24 protein-coding genes are annotated in these 23,710 nt (G+C 44.6%); 14 read left to right on the top strand and 10 right to left on the bottom strand.

Translation table 11 applies throughout. The features are described 5' to 3' along the window. Positions 1 to 82: 82 nt before the first annotated feature. The 4 genes from HHL17_RS09080 (at position 83) to HHL17_RS09065 (ending at position 2,925) form a co-directional block, all read left to right on the top strand. Entirely contained in the window at positions 83 to 1,195 is a 1,113-nt protein-coding gene (locus tag HHL17_RS09080) for a DUF4238 domain-containing protein (RefSeq protein ID WP_169224416.1), read from the top strand. Positions 1,196 to 1,383: 188 nt separating this feature from the next. Further along, positions 1,384 to 1,536, top strand: coding sequence for a hypothetical protein (locus HHL17_RS09075; protein ID WP_169224415.1), 153 nt, complete (start codon positions 1,384 to 1,386; stop codon positions 1,534 to 1,536). Next, positions 1,520 to 1,990 (top strand): DUF6169 family protein, encoded by a 471-nt coding sequence (locus HHL17_RS09070; RefSeq protein ID WP_169224414.1) that lies wholly within the window; start codon positions 1,520 to 1,522, stop codon positions 1,988 to 1,990. Before HHL17_RS09075 ends, HHL17_RS09070 begins: the two co-directional genes overlap by 17 nt. Before the next feature lie 482 nt (positions 1,991 to 2,472). After that, complete coding sequence (locus tag HHL17_RS09065) at positions 2,473 to 2,925, top strand: hypothetical protein (protein ID WP_169224413.1); 453 nt, start codon at positions 2,473 to 2,475, stop codon at positions 2,923 to 2,925. Positions 2,926 to 3,018: 93 nt separating this feature from the next. Here the strand turns inward: HHL17_RS09065 and HHL17_RS09060 are convergent, their stop codons facing one another. Further along, complete coding sequence (locus HHL17_RS09060) at positions 3,019 to 3,921, bottom strand: hypothetical protein (RefSeq protein ID WP_169224412.1); 903 nt, start codon at positions 3,919 to 3,921, stop codon at positions 3,019 to 3,021. An 87-nt stretch (positions 3,922 to 4,008) separates the two neighbouring features. Here HHL17_RS09060 and HHL17_RS09055 point away from each other — a divergent pair, with 87 nt between their 5' ends. After that, positions 4,009 to 5,397 (top strand): glycine-rich domain-containing protein, encoded by a 1,389-nt coding sequence (locus tag HHL17_RS09055; RefSeq protein WP_169224411.1) that lies wholly within the window; start codon positions 4,009 to 4,011, stop codon positions 5,395 to 5,397. Between the two features lie 147 nt (positions 5,398 to 5,544). Here the strand turns inward: HHL17_RS09055 and HHL17_RS09050 are convergent, their stop codons facing one another. After that, on the bottom strand, positions 5,545 to 5,727 hold the full coding sequence (locus HHL17_RS09050; RefSeq protein WP_169224410.1) for a hypothetical protein: 183 nt from the start codon (positions 5,725 to 5,727) through the stop codon (positions 5,545 to 5,547). 166 nt (positions 5,728 to 5,893) lie between these two features. Here HHL17_RS09050 and HHL17_RS09045 point away from each other — a divergent pair, with 166 nt between their 5' ends. The 6 genes from HHL17_RS09045 (at position 5,894) to HHL17_RS09020 (ending at position 13,999) form a co-directional block, all read left to right on the top strand. Beyond that, positions 5,894 to 6,448 carry an RNA polymerase sigma-70 factor gene (locus HHL17_RS09045; protein WP_169224409.1) on the top strand — a complete coding sequence of 185 codons (555 nt, stop codon included), beginning with the start codon at positions 5,894 to 5,896 and terminating at the stop codon, positions 6,446 to 6,448. Between the two features lie 83 nt (positions 6,449 to 6,531). Then, a complete protein-coding gene (locus HHL17_RS09040; protein ID WP_169224408.1) occupies positions 6,532 to 7,545 on the top strand; it encodes a FecR family protein in 1,014 nt (337 codons plus the stop codon). Between the two features lie 108 nt (positions 7,546 to 7,653). After that, complete coding sequence (locus HHL17_RS09035) at positions 7,654 to 11,118, top strand: carboxypeptidase regulatory-like domain-containing protein (RefSeq protein WP_206155947.1); 3,465 nt, start codon at positions 7,654 to 7,656, stop codon at positions 11,116 to 11,118. Between the two features lie 30 nt (positions 11,119 to 11,148). Then, positions 11,149 to 11,925, top strand: a complete 777-nt coding sequence (locus tag HHL17_RS09030) for a hypothetical protein (protein WP_169224407.1) — start codon at positions 11,149 to 11,151, stop codon at positions 11,923 to 11,925. Between the two features lie 12 nt (positions 11,926 to 11,937). Next, entirely contained in the window at positions 11,938 to 12,735 is a 798-nt protein-coding gene (locus HHL17_RS09025) for a hypothetical protein (RefSeq protein ID WP_169224406.1), read from the top strand. A gap of 94 nt (positions 12,736 to 12,829) precedes the next feature. After that, a complete protein-coding gene (locus HHL17_RS09020; RefSeq protein ID WP_206155946.1) occupies positions 12,830 to 13,999 on the top strand; it encodes a serine hydrolase domain-containing protein in 1,170 nt (389 codons plus the stop codon). 39 nt (positions 14,000 to 14,038) lie between these two features. On the opposite strand, the gene HHL17_RS09015 is transcribed toward HHL17_RS09020, so the two are convergent. From HHL17_RS09015 to HHL17_RS09000, 4 genes are all read right to left on the bottom strand, one after another. Continuing rightward, positions 14,039 to 14,866, bottom strand: coding sequence for a hypothetical protein (locus tag HHL17_RS09015; RefSeq protein WP_169224405.1), 828 nt, complete (start codon positions 14,864 to 14,866; stop codon positions 14,039 to 14,041). 174 nt (positions 14,867 to 15,040) lie between these two features. Beyond that, a complete protein-coding gene (locus HHL17_RS09010) occupies positions 15,041 to 15,634 on the bottom strand; it encodes a hypothetical protein (protein ID WP_169224404.1) in 594 nt (197 codons plus the stop codon). Next, complete coding sequence (locus HHL17_RS09005) at positions 15,627 to 16,079, bottom strand: DMP19 family protein (protein WP_169224403.1); 453 nt, start codon at positions 16,077 to 16,079, stop codon at positions 15,627 to 15,629. Before HHL17_RS09005 ends, HHL17_RS09010 begins: the two co-directional genes overlap by 8 nt. Continuing rightward, the gene (locus HHL17_RS09000; protein WP_169224402.1) at positions 16,066 to 17,181 is read right to left on the bottom strand and encodes a hypothetical protein; all 1,116 of its coding nucleotides are present in this window, start codon (positions 17,179 to 17,181) and stop codon (positions 16,066 to 16,068) included. Before HHL17_RS09000 ends, HHL17_RS09005 begins: the two co-directional genes overlap by 14 nt. 199 nt (positions 17,182 to 17,380) lie before the next feature. On the opposite strand from HHL17_RS09000, the gene HHL17_RS08995 reads away from it, so the two are divergent. After that, complete coding sequence (locus tag HHL17_RS08995) at positions 17,381 to 17,932, top strand: carboxymuconolactone decarboxylase family protein (protein WP_169224401.1); 552 nt, start codon at positions 17,381 to 17,383, stop codon at positions 17,930 to 17,932. A gap of 98 nt (positions 17,933 to 18,030) precedes the next feature. On the opposite strand, the gene HHL17_RS08990 is transcribed toward HHL17_RS08995, so the two are convergent. Next, a complete protein-coding gene (locus HHL17_RS08990) occupies positions 18,031 to 18,369 on the bottom strand; it encodes a hypothetical protein (RefSeq protein WP_169224400.1) in 339 nt (112 codons plus the stop codon). 365 nt (positions 18,370 to 18,734) lie between these two features. Here HHL17_RS08990 and HHL17_RS08985 point away from each other — a divergent pair, with 365 nt between their 5' ends. Both HHL17_RS08985 and HHL17_RS08980 read left to right on the top strand, forming a co-directional pair. Then, the gene (locus HHL17_RS08985) at positions 18,735 to 19,319 is read left to right on the top strand and encodes a hypothetical protein (RefSeq protein WP_169224399.1); all 585 of its coding nucleotides are present in this window, start codon (positions 18,735 to 18,737) and stop codon (positions 19,317 to 19,319) included. Then, on the top strand, positions 19,316 to 19,939 hold the full coding sequence (locus HHL17_RS08980; RefSeq protein WP_206155945.1) for a hypothetical protein: 624 nt from the start codon (positions 19,316 to 19,318) through the stop codon (positions 19,937 to 19,939). Before HHL17_RS08985 ends, HHL17_RS08980 begins: the two co-directional genes overlap by 4 nt. 101 nt (positions 19,940 to 20,040) lie before the next feature. On the opposite strand, the gene HHL17_RS08975 is transcribed toward HHL17_RS08980, so the two are convergent. Genes HHL17_RS08975 through HHL17_RS08965 form a run of 3 tightly spaced genes read right to left on the bottom strand, consistent with a single transcriptional unit; the run spans position 20,041 to position 23,688 of the window. Then, on the bottom strand, positions 20,041 to 20,874 hold the full coding sequence (locus tag HHL17_RS08975; protein ID WP_169224397.1) for an endonuclease/exonuclease/phosphatase family protein: 834 nt from the start codon (positions 20,872 to 20,874) through the stop codon (positions 20,041 to 20,043). A 9-nt stretch (positions 20,875 to 20,883) separates the two neighbouring features. Beyond that, a complete protein-coding gene (locus HHL17_RS08970; protein ID WP_169224396.1) occupies positions 20,884 to 21,849 on the bottom strand; it encodes a BT_3987 domain-containing protein in 966 nt (321 codons plus the stop codon). Positions 21,850 to 21,882: 33 nt separating this feature from the next. Further along, entirely contained in the window at positions 21,883 to 23,688 is a 1,806-nt protein-coding gene (locus HHL17_RS08965; protein ID WP_169224395.1) for a RagB/SusD family nutrient uptake outer membrane protein, read from the bottom strand. Between the last annotated feature and the right edge of the window lie 22 nt (positions 23,689 to 23,710).

The raw sequence follows: 23,710 nt of genomic DNA, 5'->3' as shown, positions 1-23,710 counted from the left end.
CCTCAAATCATGATATATGATTAAATAGGTGGGACTATTCATCAAATTTACAATTCTTCCATTTTTACTTTAAACACGTTGTATGTCAAATCCTAAAAAGCATCATTATATTCCTAAGTCTTATCTTCGCAATTTTTCCGAACGCCGAAATGACGTGGATTGGGTTGACACTTTGCTAAATCGCCAAGGAGGTGAAATAAAACAGCTTTCAACAACTAATCTTTGTCATCAAAAAAATCTCTACACATTTCCTCCAGGTAAAGTGAACGACCCTTATGCTTTGGAAAAATATTATAGTGAGCATGTTGATGGTATTTATCCCCATGTCTATTCTATGTTAATAAATCCAGACATGAGCAGCTTTTCACGCGAAGAAAAGAGGAAAATTCTTTATACCATACTCAGCTTATATTTCCGGACACCTGGTTTTTTAAATCGAAATACACGAGTAATTGACGAAGCTTTTGACGCAATAGGACGGAGCACTTCTAATTCTCAAGAAATGATATCTGTTGACTGGGGAAACGGCCCCGTCAGGTTCAAACTGGAAAATCTTGAATTAGTAAGAGAGGAACAAAAACTAATACTAAAAGAATTATTTCTTGTTGGTCATCTTGAAGATTTGCAACGATTTGTCGATCATAAAATGGCCTGTGGCATCGCTATCATCACCGTACCCAATGAGGTACCATTGATCACTTGTGATAACCCTGTATGTATTATTAATCCACAAGGAGAACATAATCCTGAGAATATTTTCGATATGGAAAACATAATCGAACTTGCTATTGACCCTAGAACCTATGTAGTAATCATGCCTAATACTATTTCTGACGGTTCAAAAGACTATTTACAGAGAACAAAAAGAGATAAATATTTTGCCGCCGGTACAAATCGGACAACCGAAAATGCTAGACAACAATACATGATTGCCTATCCTGGTGATTTACAGAAACACTTGAACAGTCAAACATCTTATAATGCAGACACCCCTGAGAACTGGAGGCAAGTCAACAATACCCGAAAAATGGCGACAGATTCCCTGGAATTGCTGACGTTAATTGAGCGAATTGGTACAATTTATCACAAAAAAGTTGCCGATAAAGTCAAAGAGATTCAAGCATTGGGACTAGTCAATGATGATCCAACTATGAAAGCGTTGATTGAGTCACTAAAGGAAAAAGGGTTATTATAGTTCAATATTAGATTTTAAGCATGTGTTTGTTAGTTCCGTTAGACCGCTAAAAAAATTCATGCAATATATGATTAACTTATAATTAATTGTATTTCAATATAAAAGAAAATATTTTGATTTTTATCGTAAGATTAGAAATATATTTTTCCTGCTTGAGTTTTGAGAAAAATGCTTAAATTTGTTCTGCCATGAAAGATAAAAAGCCCATAAATAGCAAAAAAGCAAAAAGGGAAAATCCTTTTGTCAAAATGATCCGCGATAAGGAGCGGATTAGGGAAGCTATTGCTAAGGGTATTCCTTTGTCCTCTCTCAAAGATATAGAATTTGTACATCCCGTATGAAGTAACTTCAACTAAAGAAGGATACGAATTTACCACCAAGAACAAAATTGTTTACAAATTATACTTCAGTAATTATTACCTGACTGATGAGCAGGGTAATGATGTAAAAGTATTATCGTTTGGCTTTTATAATGTCCCAGAAACTTTTAACACTAAGGACCCTAGGATCAAAGTAACCATAATAGAGTTTATAATGGATTTTTTTGATAAAAATCCAGATATTGGAATGTTATATCTCTGTGATACAAAAGGCGGGCTGGCAAGACATAGAAGAATTATTTTTGGAAGTTGGCATCGCGAAGTTGAGAATGAAATTGAAAAGCATGATTGTCTAGAGCATCATGCTAAACAGGGGTATTATTCGTCTATGCTAGTTCGATCTGATAATCCATTAAAGGAATACTACGTTGATGCATTTTATAGGAGCCTTGACGAGTATCTTGGAGATATATAAAACTGAGCCGTTTGGATGGGTACTTCATGCTTATGAATAACTTGTCTCTATCAGATTCTAAATCTAGAACTTTTACATAGCAACTATATTATCATACAAATTTCCTATTCCTCTAAAGTTCGCAAGATGATGTCAGGGAAACTTATCACTAGTTCAGATAAATAGTCGAGGAAACAAGGAAATTTCCTTCAAATTTAATGCAAAAAAGTTCGAACATTGTCCCCTCCACCCCGCAAAAGGGACAAATCATCATCAGTATGGTTTGTCCCTTTTTCATTTTTGGGGTATTGCCCGACAGGCTGGCGATTAACGCAAATACTTCATTTACTTTTCCGGTCCGAAGTCCCTCATTTTTGCGCATCTGGCAGGTAGCGGAGGCCTCATTGAGTTCCTGAGGAAGGATGGATTTATTAATCCCTATTATTATTAGTACCCTGTGAGCATATCCTCTTTAATGTCATAAAAAGAATAATGGATTTGTTATGAAATTATTGTATAAAATAGACTTGCAGCATTATCAGGAAACCTGCAAGAAAAATATTTCCGATTATTCAGTTGCTACTTTAGGGGAGAATTTAATTTGGGGGGACGTTTTAATATTAGGAAACGAGAATGCTTATTTGTCTTTCAAGGCAGATTTAATTAAGTTTTCTTATGATTTGTATGATGTTTTGAAAAATTTAAAGATAAACAAAGCGTCCGTCTACAACTTACATAATATGTATGAGCTTTATGAGTTTGAAATAAAAATGGAGGCTGATAATGTGTTATTGAAGCTAGATAGAAAAAAGAAGGTCGCATTTAATTATAATGATTTTTGCCAGGAAATTTATAAGCTCAAGCAAAATATTATGAATGATATAAAAATTCTTTTTAAAGATCATCACAATATTAATAACATGGAAAAGTTGTTTTCTCTATTATTAGAGCAATAGCATACGCCTGGAAGAAGACTGTTAGCAGCCATGCAGTTGATGTGTTGGCGCTCGCATCATCATACAAGTAGTGATACAAACAGCCATCTAAAATCACCTGTAATTAATTCTATTCCCTTCTGTATTTTTTAAATGGGCCACCACAGCTGCCGGAAGCTCCTCGCTTTCTATGAGAAAACTTACAGAATCGGCAACAAAATTTTTTGTATTGTTTACTTTTTGGAAGATTTCAAACAGGGCAATGGGTTCCTGGTTAAAACTGATACAGGTGCTAATAAAGTGCATCTCACTCAATTTATAATCCGGTTGTTTTAGCTTTTCATTAATATCTTTCAGACGTGAAATAAAATGCCGTTGCCGGATAAAGGTATTGCTATTCATAATGATGAAAACATAATCTGCATAAGCTGTTATTTTGCCATAATACTTATGATTGTCTCCTCCGCTTCTCTCTATCAGGTATTCGCCTGAAGCTTCTGATTTGTATATTTCCACTGATGAGCGCCAGATTCTTTCTTCATTAATTTTGTCCGGATTATCGGGCAGATTGCGGTTAAAAGAATACCAAAATCCAATTAATTCGTCCAATAGCCTGGTATTCACCGTTGCCTTCGGAATTTCGATTTTTAAATCATTAAAACTGAAGGTCTCTTTATGCGAATTAATAAAATCGAAGTAGTTATCATACCCTAACACCTGGACAATCCGGCTTAATTTACCAAGGTTAGGTTTACTGGTCCCATCCATGCTTTTTTTTCCATCGCATGCTTTTAACTTATTAATAATGAGATGTTCATAAAGATAGTTTGCACCCAACAAATCTGCTTCCTTCCTTATTCTATTTTTCCTGTTCTGTTCCTCCAACAATCTGTTTAGCTCCTCAGTAATATACGTCCACTCCGATTTTGAGACATCTTTCCAGGCATTCTTCCTGATAAAATGGACAGCCAGAAAATTCATCAGCTTTTCAAGATGCAATAAATCTTCTTTTTTCATAAGACGAATATAAGATGAAAACAGCGTCAAATAATACCAATATAAGACTTTTACATTTCACTAATTTCAGAAGTTTACTAAAAAGCTATGAAACCGCTACATTCAGATGTTCTGTTAACTGAGGACCATATAAATTACCAGAAAAACGCGCTTTGGATACGGATTGAGAATTATGCTATTGACGATGCCAATGCCGTTATTCCGTTTTCTAAAAAAATGGCACAAACGGAAAATTGGACTCCTCATTTTACCAGAGATGCCATCCAGGAATATAAGCGGTTTGTCTACCTCTGTTGTATTGCCGAAAACGGAGTATCACCATCTGTTGTAGTAGATAAGGTATGGCATATGCATTTATTGTATACTACCGAATATTGGAAAAACTTTTGCCCTAATATCCTGCAACGCGAGCTTCATCATTTCCCCAACGTAGGTGGCATTACAGATTACAAAAAACATCATGATTGGTACCTGGAAACGCTGATCTTATACATACAGGTATTTAAGCAAAATCCCCCTGCAAAATTCTGGCGCATTCCCTCCGCATTAACGCCTTTTTTGTACACCGATAAAATTTCTGCCCCCAAACAGCCATTCCATACTTCCGGCAGTAAAATAGCACCGGTAGCCTATTATCTGACATTATTGATTCCATTTATACTCACCTGGCTATTATTTGGTGAATTGCCACTTCCCGATCTTTCAGTATTACAATACTTTGTTCTTTTTACACCATTGCTCTTTATCATCAGGAAGCTAGTTGCAATGAACGAGGAGCGGCACCTAAAGCCCGTCATCAGGAATTTGCCGCTTTACAATCGCTATCAACTAGCTTATTTATCAGGTGGATATAACAATGCGTTTCTATTATTGACAAATGACCTTGTGGAAAATAACTGGATTAAGATACGCGATACGAAAAAAGAGTTTTCAAAAAAATATTTTTCACTTATAGCAGATCAAACAAATGCTTTCGAAGATCAAAATTTCATCCAGCCTGAAGTGTTGTTTCAATCAATGGACCACCTGTACAATAAATCAAAATTTAGTCTTCCCCAGTTGGCGTCTGCGCTAAGTGAATACCTGCACCCCATCGCCACCATACAAACAGCGCCTCCGGAAAGAGATGCCATACTTTATCCTGTTTGGCTGGTGCTATCTGTTATGACCATCTATTGTTTTCCCGCTGAAGAAGTTAATCTGATTACTGGTTTTCTATATGGTGTATTTTTCTTTCTATGCTTCATTTCGATCGTTTCCTGGCAGACTCCGGACAGCGATCATACAATTATGGAAAGAGCGCTTAAAAAAAAGATAGGTGTTCTTAACGACATCAGGACCTTACATCAGCAGGCCATCATTCTGAATCGTTTCAACGGTGTTTTTGATATTCCTTTCTTCCAAAAGACAGCCAACTTTTTCAACGCAGGAGGCGGTTGCGGAGCCGCCCGTCCAAGCTGTGGCTGCGGATGCTGACAATATTTTCATTTTCCAGGTGATAACTGAAGAAAACAGGTATTAATAGTTCAAATGCATTCACCCATTTGTCAACAATTAATATCTGCAAACATGAAAAAACAAACGAAAATTATTTTGTGCCTCATTTCAGTTACCTTGATAGGATTATGCCTGTATCATTTCCTGGGTTAAATCATATGCCATGAAGGAAAGTATCAATGTATGGGGAATTAAGGAATATGAAGGTGATGGCGCAAGCTGTCCCATCATTCCCGTAAACTTGCCGTGGTATAAAAAAGCAGCACTTACTTTTTTCAGGTTTGGCGTATGCCCTGCTTGTATTGCCATGAGCCTCGGTTATAGTATCCGGAAACGTTTTAAGAGTAAAAACAGCTTATAAAAATCCAGCATCTGTATCCAGACCGGGTAATGCCTCCCATAGCATTACCCGTTTTTCTTAATACTCTCTTAATACAAAATTCTTTTTCTTTGCAGTCAACAGCACGATAACAATATGCCTCATGAGGAGATTTCCGGCCCGGTAGACCGTTGGCTGCAAGGGGATGATACCGCCTTTGAAGCGGTATTCCATTACTACCGTCAAAGACTACTGCGTTATACGTTCCGTTATCTCAAAAACGAGACTGACGCTGAAGACCTCACCACAGAAATATTGGTAAAAGTCTGGCAATGCAGGCAGTCTGTTACCAATCCTGCCACTTTTGAGAACTACCTGTTTACCATTGCCCGCAACCGTGTCATCAAATCATGGCAGAAAAAAGTGGACCATCTGTTTTCTCTTGAAACAGGCGGAGAACCTACCGATCCGGCAACAGCGAATGATCCTGTGCTGTACGGAGAACTCATGCGTCATTACCAGGAGAGCCTCGCCGGCTTACCCGAGCAACGGCGCCGGATATTTCTATTGCACCGCGAACAAAACCTCACTTACAAGGAAATCGCCAAACAGCTGAACATCTCTCCCAAAACCGTGGAAAACCAGATCTCCGCCACGTTAAAACAATTACGTACGCAACTCGCCCAACATTTAGTTTCCATTATTTTATAGTCAGTATTAACAAATTGTTACGTCATAGGGGAATATTCACTCCAAGGGATATACGCAGGTAAAAGCATTAAATACCTGTCTGTATGCAGCAACAACCCGTTGATAAAACACTTATCAGGATATATATAAATGACCGTTGTACCCAGGAGCAACTGGCGGTGATCCGGCAGTACCTGCACGATCCGGCGTACCAGGCGAGCCTTCAGGAATGGCTATTACAGGACTGGCAGCAGGTTTCCGGTGAAACATTTTCCCCGGAAGCCGATGCAGACAAGAATTACCAGCAATATCTCGCCCTGGTGCAACCTGTTCCTGCCACACCTGTAAAACGATTATCACCCGCCCGTTGGTGGAAAGTTGCTGTAGCCGCAGTATTCATAGGCGCCATTGCGCTCACCGGCTGGCGCTGGCAGCAAAACCAACGGCAGCGGGCCTTACAGGAGCATCAATGGGTGCAGCTGCATAATGAAGCCGGCAAGCGGACCAAAATCATGCTGCCAGACAGCTCGGAGGTATACCTGGATGCCGTTAGCAGCCTGCAATACAATAAGAACTACGGTATTACCAACCGGAAAATCATCCTTGAAGGAGAAGCTTACTTTATTGTAAAACACGGAGGCACACATCCTTTCAGTGTTCAGACGAACGGCCTTACCACCGTTGATGTGGGTACCGCCTTCAATGTGCGTTACCGCAATACAGAACCTTCCATTAAAGTAGCCGTTGCCGAAGGAGCGGTAAACGTCATAGACGAAGAACGGCCACAGGCAGGAAAAATAGCGACATTAACCCAGCGGCAGCTGTTACTCTTCGACACCAGCACCCATCACGCCACCGTACACACGCTGCCTGACACGGAAACTATCGGGGCATGGCGGCATGGTATACTGACATTCCGTAAACAATCCCTGAGCGAGGTAGCCGCCGAACTTGAACGCTACTATGGCATCAACATTCGGTTTAGCAGCCCGGAACTTGCCAGTGGAATCATCACCACCACCCTTCATCAGTCCACCGTAGACGAAGCACTGGACATTGTTTCCATGACCGCCGGCGTAACAATAAAAAGATCCGGGAAATCAGTATTGATACAATAAAAAATCCGCTCCTGCTGACAGAAGCGGAAATAAGCATGCGCTATGAAAGCCGCCGGGGACGGGAATCCAAAGGCGGCCATTTCCATAACACAAACAACAATTAAAAGTATGAAAAAAAATCGAACGGGGCATTTGAGAATGCGGCCCCGAAAAGCGTTCCGCACCATTTTCCTGGGATGCTTGCTGGTATTGAACCTTACGCTACCAGCACAAGATGCCGGCAAAAAAATATCTGTGCAATTCAGGAACACGCCATTGCGGGAAGCCTGCACCCGGATTGAACAACAAACAGGCTTTAGTTTTTCCTATTCTGAAAACTCCTTGTCGGCCTATGGTAAAAATGTTACCCTCTCCTTATCTGATGCCGCGTTAACAAGTGTATTGGCGAGCATCTTCGACAAAAGCCCGATCACCTATACCATCAAAGGAAAACTGATTTTCCTCGTTCCCGATCCTGCTTACAAAGCAGCCTCCGATCCCGCTAAGAAAGTACCCGGACGTGTGACGGGCAAAGTCATTGACGAAGGAAACGGAGACCCATTACCCGATGTGACCATTCGCATCGGCAACAAAGGAGCCACCAGCGCAAAAGATGGTTCATTCATCATCTCGCTGCCCAAAGGAACCTATCAGGCAGAAGTATCTTCCATCGGCTATATCTCCAAGCTGGTAACCGACATCGAAGTAAAAGACGAGCAGACTTTTGACTTAAGCATCACCCTAAAAAGAGAGAAAAAAACACTGGCAGGTGTGGTGATCACCTCTTCCGCAAAAAAAGAAAGTATCAATGCGCTCTATGCCCGCCAAAAGAATGAAGCCGGTATCTCCAACGGCATCAGCAGAGAACAGATTGCAGCGTTGCCCGACAAAAATGTAGGCGAAACGTTAAAGCGGATTTCCGGCATCAGCACCAACGACAACCGTCGTGTAGTCGTACGCGGTATTGCAGAACGGTACAATGTAGCCATGATGGACGGCGCCATTTTACCCAGTACGGACGTACAAGTGCGTGATTTCGAATTTGACATCATCCCCAGCAACCTGATCGACAATGTGATCGTATCCAAGACCTCCACGCCAGACATGAGTTTTGGCTTTGGTGGCGGTCTCATACAGGTAAATACCTTCGCTATCCCTCATCAGAACTTTACCACCATTGGTATAGGCGGAAAATATACGGTGGGCAGCACCGGTAAGGAATTCCTCGGCTATGGCCGTGGCAGCAAGGACTACCTGGGTTTTGACGACGGCAGCAGGGACCATTTTCCTGATGATCTGCTGACCTTCAGCAATCAAAACTACAACCCCAAAAATCCTAACGCTGTTCCACCGGCAGGTATCACCCCGATCACACCGGCGATGATTGCAGCGCAGAACAAAAGAATAGGCGGACTGGAAAGAATGGGAACAAGGAACTACAGGGCCGCACCCGGACAAAACTACCAGTTCAGCCTTGGACGCAGCTATCAGCTTAAAGACCATCGCGTTGGCTTCGTAGGTTCTGTGAGTTACCGCAATGAACAATCTATTGATGACATCTCCCATTTTGAACGGGGAGACTGGGAGAAATTAGGTGGCACAGCCTATAACGCGGAGACCGGAGAAGAAATAGATGCCACTTCCTCCAAACAATATAATTTCAATACTACCTGGGGTGCATTGCTCAATATGGGCTGGAGTTCCAAAAACCACAAAATCACCGCCCGTAATTTTTACTCCCGGGTATTCAATAATCAGTTTTCCCGTATTGTAGGCTGGGGCAATGATATCGGCTTTGGAGCTGATCCCGCTATCCGGGAATATGACCGTCCCAAATTTATTGACCTGCTGCAAAACCGCATCAATGGCGAGCATACATTGGGTGCTTTTCAATTCGACTGGAACCTCTCCCGCAACAAACTGACCAACCTGGAAAAGGATGCGGTAGAGGCCTGGCTGGGCCCCACCCGTACACTCAACAATACCACCTACAATGTATTACCCAGCGGCGTTACCAATCCGGGTAACGGCACTTTCAACAGGGCCCAGTACCGGTATGAAGAAACCAATAAAATAGCAGAAGCTGCACTCAGCTATCATTTTAATGTACTGGGACAAAAACAAACTGCAAAAGGCGGTTACCAGTATATGGAACGCCAGGGCATGTATGACTGGATGGTATTACCGATTGGCACAGTAGAAACTATCGGTAACGTCTATCCGTTTGTGCCAGTACAGGAATGGAGCAAATACCTTGAATTCAATAATCCGCTGAAAGACCTCCTGTATTACCCGGCAGCATTTTCCCGGAACAGCTACGAAGGTAAAAATACCAATCAGGCTATTTATGGTATGCTGGACAACCGCATTACCAGCTGGCTTCGCCTGGTATGGGGCATCAGGGCAGAATACTATCAATACGAAAGACTGAAAAACGGCACAAACGACCTCGCCATCAGCGCGATGATGGACCAGGGAGAAAAACTCAAATATGTTGATCCTGAAACTGGTAAAATAGTATCCCCATTCGCTGATCCTACCACCGAAGAAAAAAAGTGGCGTTACCTGCCATCCGCCAGCCTTACCGCCACACCACTGAAGGATTTTAACATAAGAGCGGCCTATGCTCAATCGGTAGTAAGACCTGCCCTGATTGAAAACTCCCGTATGCTGCGCTACGATCCTGCTATCGGTGCATATCGCCGTAATGAAGGCGTATTGTCCACCCTGATAGATCACTACGATTTCCGTTTGGAATGGTATCCGCAGCCGGGTGAGGTCATCTCCGCAGGATATTTTTATAAATACTTTGATAAGCCTGTGGAACTGTATCGCATGCAACCGGATGCCAGCATGAGAGTATATGTAGTTACCCAAAACTCCGAGTGGGCAAAGGTCAACGGTTGGGAGTTTGATATGCGCAAACGCCTCGGGTTCATCAACCCCGGCTGGAAATGGTTGAACAACATCTTCCTGAGCGGCAACCTTACCCTTCAAAGTTCAGAGGTACAGGCCAGTACCTTCCAGGGCAGAAGCATGACGGATGATAAGTACGGCAAAAACTATGAGTACCGCACTAAAATGTTACAGAAAGAAAAAAGACCCTTGTACGGACAGGTGCCAGTAACCTACAATATTGGCCTCCAATACACCGGCAACCGCTTCGGAGCAAACGTTGCGTTTAACCATATGGGTTATAAAACCTTCACCGCAGGCATGACACCCAACATTGTTGAATACGAACGCCCGCGCGACCAGCTGGATGCACAGTTGAGCTATGCCTTCTTAAAAGATAAAAAACTCAATGTAAGACTGAACGTAAGCAATATCCTCAACAGCCCTTACCGCTTCTTCATCAACAGCAATGATACCTACAAATACCAGGACAGATGGAACGGCCTATCCCTGTCAGAAATCCCGGTAACAGAATGGAGCGACATCTACGAGTGGAAAGAAGGCTTCTCACAGCGATACGAAGAAGGACATTATGAAACATCAGCAGACGGAAAAACAAAGACCCGCGTCGGAGACAAGGATACCTTCATCCGTAAGGTAGGCACGTCTTTCAGTTTGTCTGTTTCCTATTCTTTCTAAACAATGCCTGATCATCCTAAAAAAAGAAACATGAAACACCATAAAATATTTACGTTGATTTTTTTGTTGACAGCAGTGGCCTGCAATAAAAAAGACGATTTCTTTTACAAAGGCGATATGCTGCCAGTTACCGTTAAGGGATATAACGGAGACGCCGAACCATTGCTTGTAAAAGTGGACACTTTTAAATTCAAAAACATCCTGACCTCAGGCAGTTTTGACCAAAGCGAAGCCTACACTTTTCCGGGTAATCAGCATACCGTGAAACTGACCATTTCCGGGCAGGAAACAGGAAAAGTTATCCTGGAAAAAGAATTAAAAAAAGGTGACGGCCCCACCACTATCAGCTTTTTTTACATGAACGGGCAAGTAATGAACATGCCACAAAAACAGGCCAAAGAAGATGGTAAAATCAAAATATCCTACCTCTTCAATCCTACCCTGACCCATTATGACCAACCAGTAGATATCGTATTGGGGAAATATTATTTCACCCCAAAAGTGTTTGAAGAAATCATCCGCATTAAAAATGTAAAACCTAACGAGTTCAGTGAAACCGTGACTTTATCCACGTTTTCCACCACCGGTCAGCAGTATAACGGACAGAATACGGCCGTGCTGTTTAAGGCTTACATCTACAAAGCCGGCACCAATGAGTTTTACACGCAGGGAACACCATACACCTGGCATGCCACTTCATCCAGCGCCCCTACCCCCTCTGCATCCACTCCGTCTTCCACCATCCATATTTTTAGTGAAAGTGAAACAGGGAATAGTATAAGGTTTAACAAAAATCTGGAGTTATAAAACAACTGAATCATGAAGTCTCTACAAAAACATATCAGCATCATCGCCGTCCTGCTTTGTATACTATTCACCGCCTGCAACAAAGAAGACCTACAGGCAGAAAAAGCCATGCAGATAATCATTAACGGCTACAATGGGAACAATAATGCCCTGCAGGTGTCCATTGACACCACTTCTTTTGGTCCATCCGTTGCTGGCGGCAAGTATATTGTCAATCCGTCATCACTGGTTAGCTTTAATACCGTATATACGTACCCGGTAAACCGGCCACAAGCTGTACTAACACTCACAGACATGGAAACTAAAGCGGTTGTTTTCAGTAAACCTTTACCTGCCACCGGAACCAAAGCCAATTTTAACTTCATTTATATTGACGGGAAAGAGCTGGCTATCAACCCGCCGGCAACAGACCCTGCTACTAACAAACTGGGATTTTATCTCCGTTACACCGGGAGCGATGCCGCTTTTGATATTTTCCTCTATCGGCAAGACGCCGCCACTGGCAAAGAGTACAGGGCATATCTTGCTAAAAATGTGAACCCTAATACGTGGATATATCCCGATTATGTGCCCTCCGCCGATTTTGATGACAAAAATGAACTACGGTCCGCCAATATTCATTTTACGCTGGCCGGTACAACAGATCAATGGGCTTTTAACGACAACGAAAATGACAGTAAGATTTCTGCATTTGGTATGGGTTTTCCCCTTACCGGTGAAAAAGGACTGGTGCAGTCTTATTTTCTGGCCCATAGCTCTTCTCAATTGGAAAGGTCCTGTTTATTTTTTCAGGCCGACAGGCCCTGGTAAATTTCTCCCGCTACGAATGCCCTGGCTGCGAACAGCCGGGGCATTCATGTTTTCTCCTCCCTCCATCACAAATAACCAGGGTTTTACACCAAATATGCCTGTATTGACAACAGATGACATCCCCAAGGGCCCTCTCCCCCGTACTTTTGAAGACATCAAAATCTATTTTTCAACCATGATGCCTTTCAAACAATGCTATCCCTTATTACTGTTACTGTTGCTTACCGTCTGTTGCCCCACCCGGATTATTTCCGCCCAACGGCTGGAAACGCGGGTCGACAGCCTGATTTCCACACTTTTTAAAGACCCCAACGGCCCCGGAGGCGTATTTATGATTGCCCGGAAAGGCAAGCCCGTTTATCAGAAAGCCTGGGGCAAAGCCAATCTCGAACTGGACGTACCAGTCAAAATAGACAATGTGTTCCAGATAGGCTCCATGACCAAGCAGTTTACCGCCGTAGCCATACTGATGCTGGAGCAGCAAGGGAAATTAAGCGTTAATGACCCGTTGTCAAAGTATCTGCCTGACTACCCTTCAGGCGATAAGATAACACTGCATCACCTGTTGACCCACACTTCCGGCATCCAGGATTTTACCCGTATGAAAAACCTTTTCACCATCGGACAAAAGGAAATGACCCCGGAGATGGTGATCGATTTCTTCAAAAATGAACCTGTTGACGGTGCTCCTGGCGAAAAATATTCGTATAACAATTCGGGTTACTTCCTGTTGGGATATGTTATAGCGAAGGTTTCCGGAGAAGATTACGAAGATTTCATCCAGAAAAACATCCTCGATAAAATAGGTATGCATAACACCTACTATGCCACTGACAGGCAGATCATCAAAAACAGGGCCTATGGCTATCACAAAAGGGACTCCGTATATGTGAATAAAACCAGGATCAGTTATGATATCGCTTACTCTGCCGGCGCATTGATGTCTACCGCAACAGACCTGCTGAAGTGGCAAAATGCGCTCAACCAGCATCTGTTGCTGAACACCACAGCAATGCAGAAAGCATTTACACATTATACCTTAAATAACGGAGAGGCACATACGTATGGTTATGGCTGGCAACTCAAAGACATTAAAGGCGTACCCGCCAGAGTGCATGGAGGCCATATCTTCGGGTACAAGTCAATGGCAGTTTATATCCCGGGAGAAGATATCTACGTGGTGGGATTAAGTAATTGCGACTGTAATTCGCCTACGAAAGTAACAGAAGATGTGGCGGCGATTGCGCTGGAGGAGTTAAAATAAAAAAGCGGCTGCTTGAGGCAGCCGCTTTTTAGTATCACTTTATTTCTGGAAAAATAATTTCTTCGGTGCTTCGGCAGTCAGTTCACAGCGAAGGGTAGCGCCGCTGCCGACCAGCTTCGTAATTTCCCCAGCGCCTTCCACCACGGCGCAAACGCTGAAGTGTTCATCCTCTATCCTGGAAACGATAATCTTTCCCACGGTTTTCTTACGGGTGATTTTTTTGCCGTCCACGTTTACTTCCACGGATTCATAGACTTTAAATTCGTCACCTTCACGGAGATCTACCGCTTTACCGGCAGACAGCAGCACTTTCACGGCATCGCCGTAGGCGTTTTTTTCCTCTACAGAAGCGATGGTGGCCATCAGTCTGAAGTTCTCCTTTACGAATTTATCGAGGCGGCCGCGGGTACCGGCCAGTGCATCGTGGAAGCCGTTCTTCCCTTTGCCTGTATTGGAAAAATTGCCGGCAGCTACCAGTTCACCGGAATTAACGTCCAGTACTTTCACATTAAAGATGACTTCCGTTTGCTGGGTTACGGAATTACCGAATACCGGCAGTTTGGCTTGTTTCTGGTCTTCCATCACACTCACTACATTGCCGACCAGCAGATATTGGGCTTTCAGCTCTTTCATAGCTTCCAGCTGTGCACTTTCCGTTGGCTGGGATTTTATCTCATTCATTTCACCACGCTCCACAAAATCAAAGCGTTTGGCACGCAGGAAGGCATCTTCCACGGTATTCCGAATAGCGGCCTGATGGCCGGTACTGTCAATTCCTTTGAAAACAATACCGATGAGCGGTTTAGTTTGACCGAAAGCGCAGGAAGCCAGCAGCAAAGCGGCAGCCGTAATTATGTTCTTCTTCATACTCCTATGGGCCCGGCGGCTTTATGAGCATCCGGATTATTTGTTGGCTATAAGTTTTTCAGATCCAAATTTAGGTGAAAAACGTATAACCTACCCGGTTATTATGCCGCAAAGGGATGTTACGGGGCGTACAAGAAAATTTTAACACGCCTTTAAGAATGAAGGGGAAATGTATTACTGTTTGGCACTGACCGCCGGCATCTTATATGCTGCCACCTCATTGACCAGCTTCATCTTATCCGTTTTCAGCTTTTTGAGGAACGATTCAATACCATTGCCATAGGCACGCTGGCTCGCGCACAGCAGTAGAACACCCGGCTGTTCAGGGTTGGCGTTGCGTTGATACCGATATACATTTCTTTCCACGATCAGTAGCTGTTTGCCATCGGCTGAACTTTGGCTCACCAGGAAATCTAAAATGTACTGCTGGTCTTTTTCATACACATTATAATTTACCAATGGATTCGATGCCTGTAGTTTTTTCAGTTCCTCTACCTTTTGGCTTACCAGGTCGCCGGGCTGGAAATCACCCTTTAGGAAGTCAATGGTAACCAGGGAATTAAATTTCTCCAGGGTTTCTCCGGGTACCAGGTATTCCTGCTTGTAATAGTTATTGTTGGGGTGTGCAGACCATGCCAGTCGATAGGCGGCATTGTTGAGCTGCAGCGGTCCTGGTATATTCAGATAGTCGTTGACTTTAGCCTGTGCCCTTACGCAGGTTGCCCCCAGCGCCAGGAGCAGGATTAAAAACATTGATTTGTTACGCATCTTGTTTCAAATAATAGTTATAACACAATAATTGAATATCATCGGGGTTTTCCCAGTACAGCTCATCCAGTTCGTTGAGCCGTTGCTGTTGTTCCTCGTTAAGGTACTCGTCGAGGTACCTGGGGATATCCCACAGTTCTTTGATTCTCTCTTCCTCTTTCAGCACAGCGATTGTTTTTTCATATTCTGTGATGATCGCCAGGCTTTTGACTGCGCCCAGTTTGGTCAATATCGCCTGGGTTTTCTCAAAGTTCTCGTAGCCCCAGTTGCAGAAGTACTGCAGGAATCCACCGTTATACATGTCTGCTTCCAGTCGCCATATCCGTACCACTTCCTGTTCTTTTTCCGGGAGCTGGTCCAGTTTTCCGCCGTGTTGATCGAAGAGCCGTCTGGTTACCTCGAACGAATAATCTTCAAAGGCCTGTCTTTGTTCATCCGTTTCCATCTGTCGTTATTGTTCTGTTGATAATAAACAATGTTTTTTGTTCTTTGGATTTGTCTGATTTAAGGTAGATAATGGCAGCCAGCGCATTTTCCCGGGTTTTATTCAGTCCGGAGAGTATCAGTTTGTCTTCCGTTGGGATGCTGATCACTTCACCGGTCAGCAGGTTTTTGTATCCCTGCACACCTTTACTATAGAACAGTTCGACCAGCTGATGGTTGCGGACCACCATCCAGCCGTTCCCAAATTCTGTATTAAAACGAATAGCGAAGGTACCCGGACCGATACAGACCGCACACCAGGTATTAAAAATCGGGTCCCCCAGATCAAACAGTTCTTTACGGGTCACCGTTCCGGCGGTATCTACCAGCAGGAGGGCCAACAGGCCGTTTTCCTCATCTGCCAGCAGGCAGGAGGTTTCTTCAAAGGAGCAGGTGATGATATCCCGGGCGTAGTGTCTTCCCATATCCAGTTCCCGGCGTTTCACCTCCTCTCCTTTTTCATTGATTTGCCGGTGTATCCACTGCTCATTTACCTCTCGCAGCAGATGAATCTCATTGTCTGCGACGTATATCTTATTATGTGCGGGCGGCGGTATTTTGATATTGTTTTTCTTTTTGATGATCCCGTCTTTAAAGACGATGGTGAGCATCTTGTCCGGTTTTTCAGAAGACCACTGGTCTTTGTCATAGAAAACGGCAGTGTCTTTTACCACGTTCATGAAATTGCCGGTAAAAGGACGGTTGCCCTTCGGTTTTTCTGTTTGCTCCCGGTTAAAAACAGGTATGCTGATTTCCAGCTCCTTATCCGGATGATAGGGCACAACAGACACGAATGCCTCCCCCGACGGGCTGGTAAACAGCGTTGGCAGTACACCATCTTCCTCCTCGTAGCTGTTAATGACAGTGCCATCAGCATCCATCAGGGTATACACCGTTTTATAGGAACGGCTGTTATAGACATAGTTGGCCATGAGCGTCTGTTCGCCATAGGTGATGTTATCGCGGTGGGATACGCCTGTTGTGGCCGTGAGGTGCGTGACTACCGCTAACGCCGTGCGGGTGGTTTCAATCTGAAATGGTTCTACGGTGATATTATTGTTCATTCAGGGTAAGGTTAAATTCCATCAGACATACCAATGGGGGTTACCAAATATATTTTATATACTGACAATCAATCGGTGTTTTTAAAAAAGGAAAGTTACTAAAAAAAATTTTCGCCAGGTGTCCTATTCCGGGAAGTTCAGTTGATATAAGGGTATAACATTCGAAAAACATTATATCACCCTGATAAAAAGCATGATTATGGACACTTTTCTCGCACCCGTTGAGCAACCTAAAAGCCTGATGATGAAACTGGCTTATTATTTCACCCGTAAGCAGTTCGGTAAAGTGCTGGCTCCGCTGAAAGTACATTCTGTACGGCTCCCGGTAGCTTTCGGTATGTTCTATGGCAAAGTGAATAAACTGGACAAAAAGCTGACTTTAAGCAATGAAACCATTCTGCTGGTGCGGCAACAGGTAGCCCGGCTGAACATCTGCCTTTTCTGCATGGACATCGCACGGTGGGAGGTTATCCGCACCTCCATGGACAACGCCAAGTTTGATGCACTCCCTGAATACGAAACCAGTGCCTTATTTACGCCCGCAGAGAAAGCGTTGCTGGATTATGTGACAGAGCTGACACAGCATAAAAAAGTACATCCGGACACCTTCTCCCGCATGGCGATGTTCTACAACGAAACACAGATCTGTGAAGTGGTATGGCTGATTGCCAGCGAGCACCTGTATAACATGACCAATATTGGGTTGAATATCCATTCCGATATGCTGTGCGATTTACGGAGGAAACACTAATCCAAATCGCGGATTCCCCAGGTTTCCCAGGGCTGAAGCCCTGGGCTAAGATGTAACGGGGCTGACGCCCCGGCCTACATTATGCATTCGCGGAGAGATTATGATTGCATAAAAAGTTCGCCACAGAGGAATTTTTTTTGCAATGTCTCCAGTTCTGCCACGCGGCCTCGGACGAGGTCCTCGTATTCTCTGGAGGCAGTTTTGAAGAATAGCGGATTCGTCACAATGCCGATCAGCTGGTCCAGGCCGGATGTAAAGAACAGCATCACGGGTATCGGTATCAGGCCGCTGTCTTTATAATCATTGATGACGGCGGTCATCAGCCGGATGAATTCCTGATAGGCATGATCATCCCATTCCGCTTCCATTCTTACTTTAAAGGAAAAGTCTTCGTCGGAATCGATGTATTCCAGATATTTTTTGAGTGATTCTTTCATATTTATACGCATGGTGGAGGATAACAGATATTATTTCTTCCGAATCTATCTCTGCCACTTCCGTGCCGGCTTTTTTGGCCCGTCTTCCGTGAAGGGAAGGCATGTTTTTGGGCCAACAGGCGGGTTAAACAAAAAACAAACAGTCATCGAATATAGGTATAAAATTAAAACGGAAACCGGACACGGGATGTGCGGTTTCTGTTTTACTACTGCGGATAAAACGCTTTCATCCGGTTATACTGGCAACCGGATGACAGGCAAACATCAGGCATGCAAATGCAGCACAGATAAGATATCTCATAGCCGGATAATAGTGAATATTTGCTAATTTAGTGTTTTTTAGCATAAAGCATATTCGTATTCCCATGCCTGTTATAGATGCCGACAAATATAGTAGTACACCGGGTTATCAGCTGGTATACGAGCTTGAATCCCAGAAGCCTTCCACCCAGGAAATGAATGTTGTCATCCGAAGTACCTCAGAACGCTCCCTGCATACCAACATGATAAAGATCAAGCCAGAAGGGTATACTTTCCGCACCTACCAGGGATGGCGGGTGATATTTCTTTGCTATGGCTCCGTGGTGGCCGGAGTCCTGATGAGCGGCAAAATGAAAGTAATCTATATTCCCTTTGTAGTAGCATCGACTATTATACTGGGTTTACTGATCATTTTTAAGTTCAAATGGACGTCCTCCCGGCTAACGACAGACATCACCGTTGACCCCAAAGGCATCACCACCAAAGGGGCACTTTATCCATGGAGAGACTTGTCCAATACTTTTATTGTAGAACGAATTAAGGGCAAATCCCGCTGGACACATCTTGTACTGGTGACACCGGAACAACGGTATAAATACATTAAAATAGAGGACTACTCCTTAAATGGCGTTCCCAGATTAGCCACAGCCATAGCGCATTTCAGCAATCTCGCCGGTAAAACCGATTGAAATTTATTGTAGCCATGCCTATCGTAGACGCAGAAAAATATAAAAATGTACCCGGATATCAACAGGTATGCAGAGATGAAGCCATCCGGCGGCTGTCTCACTATGGCTGCTGTCTCCGTATAAAGCCTACGGCAGATAAGTCTTTACATACTTTTATGATCAAACCGGACGGACGCCCCTTTTTAGTGTACAAACGTTCTGATTATCTTTCTCCAATACTTGCTTTGGTGTTCATCGCTTTTATGAGCATGATCGGGTTACAACCGAAGCTGTTATATGCAATACCCGCCATAGCCGTCTTACTCTTTATTGTATGGGGTATTGTCCGTTTGGCCAGGGCATCTGACAGAAAAAACAAACCAATTGTCACAATAAACAAACAGGGCATCACGCTGGATATCGGAACATATCCATGGAACAACATCACGAATACCTTTATTGTAGAACGGAAACGGCCCTACGAGAGAAGACGTCTTGAGTTCTATCTGATCATTGCACTTACCAATCAACAAACTGCCGTCTGCCGCATTAACATGTCCCACACCATAAACGATGAAGCAAGTGAACTGGCAACAACTATTACCTACTTCAGGAATAACTATCCGTCAGATCCATCATAGACACCTTAAAACATCACTTCATATCCTGATATCTGTAAAACACAACGGCTGCTCCCCTTTTGGGAACAGCCGTTGTAGCATTCATCCTTTATCGTCTTTCGTTAGTTTATACTGATGGTAGCGATTACTGCGCAGTGATCTGACGCATATACGTTTTTATCAGCCATATATCCTGTCAACGGCTGATAGGTACTTACTGAGAAACCAGCATTCGGCGTTGTCATGATGTAATCGATTGTACGGTCCGGCTTATTGGAGGGGAACGTCAGCGGGCATTGCTGCGTGCAGCCCAGGTTCATAAAACCCCGGACAATGTTCATGGTCTGCGAAGTGGGCACTGCATTGAGATCGCCGGCCATGATCAGCGGCAGGTCCAGGCCGGCCACTATTTTTTTCAGTTCAGCTGCCTGTACCAAACGGTTCTCTTCCTGTGACAGATGATCGAGGTGCGTGGAGGCAAAATAAAAGTCCTTGCCTTCCTTATTGACTTTGATCATGGCGACAGACCGGAATTCTCCGCTGACATTGGGATCTACCGGGAGTGCGTATCGTTTGCTTTCTTTGATGGGCAGCCGTGACAGCACCGCATCGCCGTATTGTCCGCCACTGACATCAATGGCTTTCGTAAAGAACCACTCCATGCCGGTAAGGGCAGCCAGCTCTTTCGCCTGATGCACGGCAGTACCAGTACGATTGGTGAATACGTCCACCTCTTGTAAAGCGACCAGGTCCGGCTGCTGCTCGTTGATCACTTTGGCGAGCTCGGACAGATCGGCTGGCGCACCGGTACTGGCGCGGGCGCCGTAGATGTTATAAGTCATCACTTTCAAGCGGACTTTCTCTTTCACCGGCGCCGGCGGGTCATCTTTCTTGTTGTCTGATTTACTACAGGCACACAGCATCAACAACAGGCCTATGATAAAATATCTGGACATATATACAGGTTAAAAAGCATTCAGTTCAGCGATGTTCGTCAGATAGGTATCCCCCTGGCTGGTGTTGATCGTCAGCCGGAAGAACCTTGCCTGCCGGGCATAGGCCAGGAAAATGGTATTGAGCTTATTATTATCCAGCGTGAAAGCTTCCGTATAGTCCCACACGTTACCATCCAGGCTGGTTTCCACGACGATGTTTTTAGGATTGCCGGTAGCTTTTACTTCACCGGTAGTTTTGTCTGTACGGCCGGTGAAAGCAAGTCCATGGAGCTTTTGGGCTGTCTGCATATCGATGGTGATGATATGCGGCGGACCAGGTTTAGCGGCCTTCCACTGGGTAGACCAAAAGGTATTCTCATCACCATCCAGTGCGTGAACAGCATGACCGTTGGTAGCACCTTCACCGGTAGGCTCTTCAGAGGAGAAGCCTGTTATTTTCCAGGCAGCGCGATCGAACAGCAGAAACGGATTGCTGGTATATTTAGCATTGATAAGAAAATACGTGGTGCGTAACCGCTCATTTACTTTGGCATCGGTGGTAATGCTGACAGGCAGCAGGTAGTTTCCCACACCATCCAGTTTATCGAAACGTACACGCAGCTTCAACGGTGGCGTATTGTATTTGCCTGCGGGGATAACTGAGCCGGATTGCTCCAGCTCATAGCTCCCCTCGGGCAGTACGGGATAATTAGTATAATTGTTCGCATTGAATTTATCTACCAGTGATGCATCAGCCCTGAATTGTATCCGGATATCCGATGCCGGTGAATGCGGGCCGCCATAACAGGCGCCATAGATAATTGAATCGGTGGCGGCAGTACGGTTAAAGCTATACGTAGCCGGACTATTCACCGCCTGCGGCATATACACCACCGCGATGCTGTCCGGAATATTACTGAGCAAATCCCTGTCACGGTTGCAGCTGGCGAGCATAAACAAAGCCATTCCGCAGGCCGTTCCTATTTTCATTTTCATGATGTCAGTCGTTTTAAGATCAATAAAAAGTGTTTACCAGCCTGGATTCTGTACCAGGTTGCGATCACGGTCCATTTCCGATTGCGGAATGGGGAACAGATAATAGCTTTTGAGGAATACCCTTCTTTCAAAAACAGTGCGCTGATAAAACACGAGGTCCGTCAGTTTCGTACCGGCGTCTACGTTCATGCCGTAGAAGTTGCCACCATCTGTCTGTTCCGCGATTTTCCAGCGGCGGGTATCAAAATAACGCAGGCTTTCCAGCGCCAGTTCCACCCTTCTCTCATGACGGATCTTCGTCCGCATTTCGCTCTGACCGAGTCCTGGCGTCACTTCCGGAAGGCCGGCACGGCTACGGATTTCATTGAGGTATTTTGTAATATCCGGATCACCAGGAGCATATTCATTTAACGCTTCTACGTAGTTGAGCAGCACTTCCGCATAACGGACCAGTACAAATGGCCTGGCGATGTATTGGGAAATTCTTGGGTTGCTGTTGGGATGGATGTTTTTACGTGCGATATAACCGGTGCGGGGAAAATCCCATGAACCTTTCTTACCAGTGTTACCGGTAAAGAACGTTTCTATCACCTTGTTGCCTTCGCTGGTGTTGATCCACAGGCTACCGTTGTAACTAACGTTCACGTAGAAACGCGGTTCACGGTTGACATACATATTGTAAGTACCGGTGGTGGTGTATTTGGTAGCAGCGGTAGAAAAGCCCGTTTCCACATAACCCGAACCGGCTTCGCGGATACCTTTTCCGTTCTGCATTTCAAATTCATCAACCAGTTGCTGGGTCACTGCCACAGCAGCATAACCGTTCGCCAACCGCGGACTGGTAGACCTTTCCCAGTCCTTCAGGTTGTTGGTGGTACGGGCGAAGATCACTTCACTATTCCATGGATCGAGGAGCACGTCGCGGCAGGAAAGGTATGGATCGTATTTTCCGGCAGCGTCGTTTTTGCGGTACAGGGAGAAGTTAAAACCGGTGATCACATCTCTTGCCGCGTCGGCAGCACGTTTCCATTTTTCTTTATCGAAGGCGGAGCTGATCAGCTGTTTGCCATCGAGGTTAGAGAAATTGGCGTAGTCGGTATTCCCGTTGAATTGCGGGCTGGCGGCCAGCAACAGCACGCGGCTTTTGATGGCTTTACAGGTGGCGGCGGTAGCGCGGCCATAGTCGGCATCGGCTTGTTCCGTGAAGTGTTTGGGCAATTTCATGGCGGCGAGGTCCAGTTCAGACACGATGTAGTTCACACATTCATCGTAGCTGTTACGTGGTTTCTGCATTTCCGCATCGGAAGGTTCCAGGTCACCGGCAATGGGCGTATCACCAAGCAGGATCACCGGGCCATACTGACGCAGCAGGCCATAGTAAAAGAATGCACGCAGGAAGCGGGCTTCTGCCTTGTATTTATCAATCAGTTCTTGGCCGTTGGGCAACTCCTTTATCTCTTTGTTCTCATCGATATGCTGTATAAAATAAGACGCTGAGCGAATGCCGCGGTAGTATTTGGACCAGGTATCCATGTAACCGGAAGCAGCGCTCCAGTTGCCCAGATTGATGGGATAGGTGTCATAACCGGAACCCGGACGGTCATAGGTGATGTCCGCATCATCAGAGCAGCCTTCCCAGGGAGAAGTGTTACGGTATGCTTCGTTGGGCAGGGTGATATAAATATTCGCCAGGTATTCTTCTGAATAGAGTCTGCGCGAAAATACCTGTTCAATGGTGATCCGGTCATCGGGCACCTGGTTAAGGAAGTCCTTATTACAGGACGTTGTCAGGAACGAAGTACTTACCAATGCGAGGTAAGCGAGTCTTTTTATTTTCATCCGAAGAAGATTATTGTTGTTA

Origin of the sequence: Chitinophaga fulva, assembly GCF_012927205.1 — a bacterium.
In the GTDB taxonomy this organism is placed as follows: domain Bacteria; phylum Bacteroidota; class Bacteroidia; order Chitinophagales; family Chitinophagaceae; genus Chitinophaga; species Chitinophaga fulva.
This window is presented reverse-complemented; position numbering and strand designations above follow the sequence as displayed.

Excerpts from the sequence above, each read along its gene's own strand:
- HHL17_RS09055 (WP_169224411.1), top strand. The coding sequence starts at position 4,009 with ATGAAACCGCTACATTCAGATGTTCTGTTAACTGAGGACCATATAAAT.
- HHL17_RS09045 (WP_169224409.1), top strand. The coding sequence starts at position 5,894 with ATGCCTCATGAGGAGATTTCCGGCCCGGTAGACCGTTGGCTGCAAGGG.
- HHL17_RS09015 (WP_169224405.1), bottom strand. The coding sequence starts at position 14,866 with ATGAAGAAGAACATAATTACGGCTGCCGCTTTGCTGCTGGCTTCCTGC.
- HHL17_RS09010 (WP_169224404.1), bottom strand. The coding sequence starts at position 15,634 with ATGCGTAACAAATCAATGTTTTTAATCCTGCTCCTGGCGCTGGGGGCA.
- HHL17_RS08985 (WP_169224399.1), top strand. The coding sequence starts at position 18,735 with ATGCCTGTTATAGATGCCGACAAATATAGTAGTACACCGGGTTATCAG.
- HHL17_RS09060 (WP_169224412.1), bottom strand. The coding sequence starts at position 3,921 with ATGAAAAAAGAAGATTTATTGCATCTTGAAAAGCTGATGAATTTTCTG.
- HHL17_RS08975 (WP_169224397.1), bottom strand. The coding sequence starts at position 20,874 with ATGTCCAGATATTTTATCATAGGCCTGTTGTTGATGCTGTGTGCCTGT.
- HHL17_RS08965 (WP_169224395.1), bottom strand. The coding sequence starts at position 23,688 with ATGAAAATAAAAAGACTCGCTTACCTCGCATTGGTAAGTACTTCGTTC.
- HHL17_RS09075 (WP_169224415.1), top strand. The coding sequence starts at position 1,384 with ATGAAAGATAAAAAGCCCATAAATAGCAAAAAAGCAAAAAGGGAAAAT.
- HHL17_RS09065 (WP_169224413.1), top strand. The coding sequence starts at position 2,473 with ATGAAATTATTGTATAAAATAGACTTGCAGCATTATCAGGAAACCTGC.
- HHL17_RS08990 (WP_169224400.1), bottom strand. The coding sequence starts at position 18,369 with ATGAAAGAATCACTCAAAAAATATCTGGAATACATCGATTCCGACGAA.
- HHL17_RS09050 (WP_169224410.1), bottom strand. The coding sequence starts at position 5,727 with ATGGCAATACAAGCAGGGCATACGCCAAACCTGAAAAAAGTAAGTGCT.
- HHL17_RS09020 (WP_206155946.1), top strand. The coding sequence starts at position 12,830 with ATGCCTGTATTGACAACAGATGACATCCCCAAGGGCCCTCTCCCCCGT.
- HHL17_RS08970 (WP_169224396.1), bottom strand. The coding sequence starts at position 21,849 with ATGAAAATGAAAATAGGAACGGCCTGCGGAATGGCTTTGTTTATGCTC.
- HHL17_RS08995 (WP_169224401.1), top strand. The coding sequence starts at position 17,381 with ATGGACACTTTTCTCGCACCCGTTGAGCAACCTAAAAGCCTGATGATG.
- HHL17_RS09030 (WP_169224407.1), top strand. The coding sequence starts at position 11,149 with ATGAAACACCATAAAATATTTACGTTGATTTTTTTGTTGACAGCAGTG.
- HHL17_RS09080 (WP_169224416.1), top strand. The coding sequence starts at position 83 with ATGTCAAATCCTAAAAAGCATCATTATATTCCTAAGTCTTATCTTCGC.
- HHL17_RS09035 (WP_206155947.1), top strand. The coding sequence starts at position 7,654 with ATGAAAAAAAATCGAACGGGGCATTTGAGAATGCGGCCCCGAAAAGCG.
- HHL17_RS09025 (WP_169224406.1), top strand. The coding sequence starts at position 11,938 with ATGAAGTCTCTACAAAAACATATCAGCATCATCGCCGTCCTGCTTTGT.
- HHL17_RS09040 (WP_169224408.1), top strand. The coding sequence starts at position 6,532 with ATGCAGCAACAACCCGTTGATAAAACACTTATCAGGATATATATAAAT.
- HHL17_RS09000 (WP_169224402.1), bottom strand. The coding sequence starts at position 17,181 with ATGAACAATAATATCACCGTAGAACCATTTCAGATTGAAACCACCCGC.
- HHL17_RS09005 (WP_169224403.1), bottom strand. The coding sequence starts at position 16,079 with ATGGAAACGGATGAACAAAGACAGGCCTTTGAAGATTATTCGTTCGAG.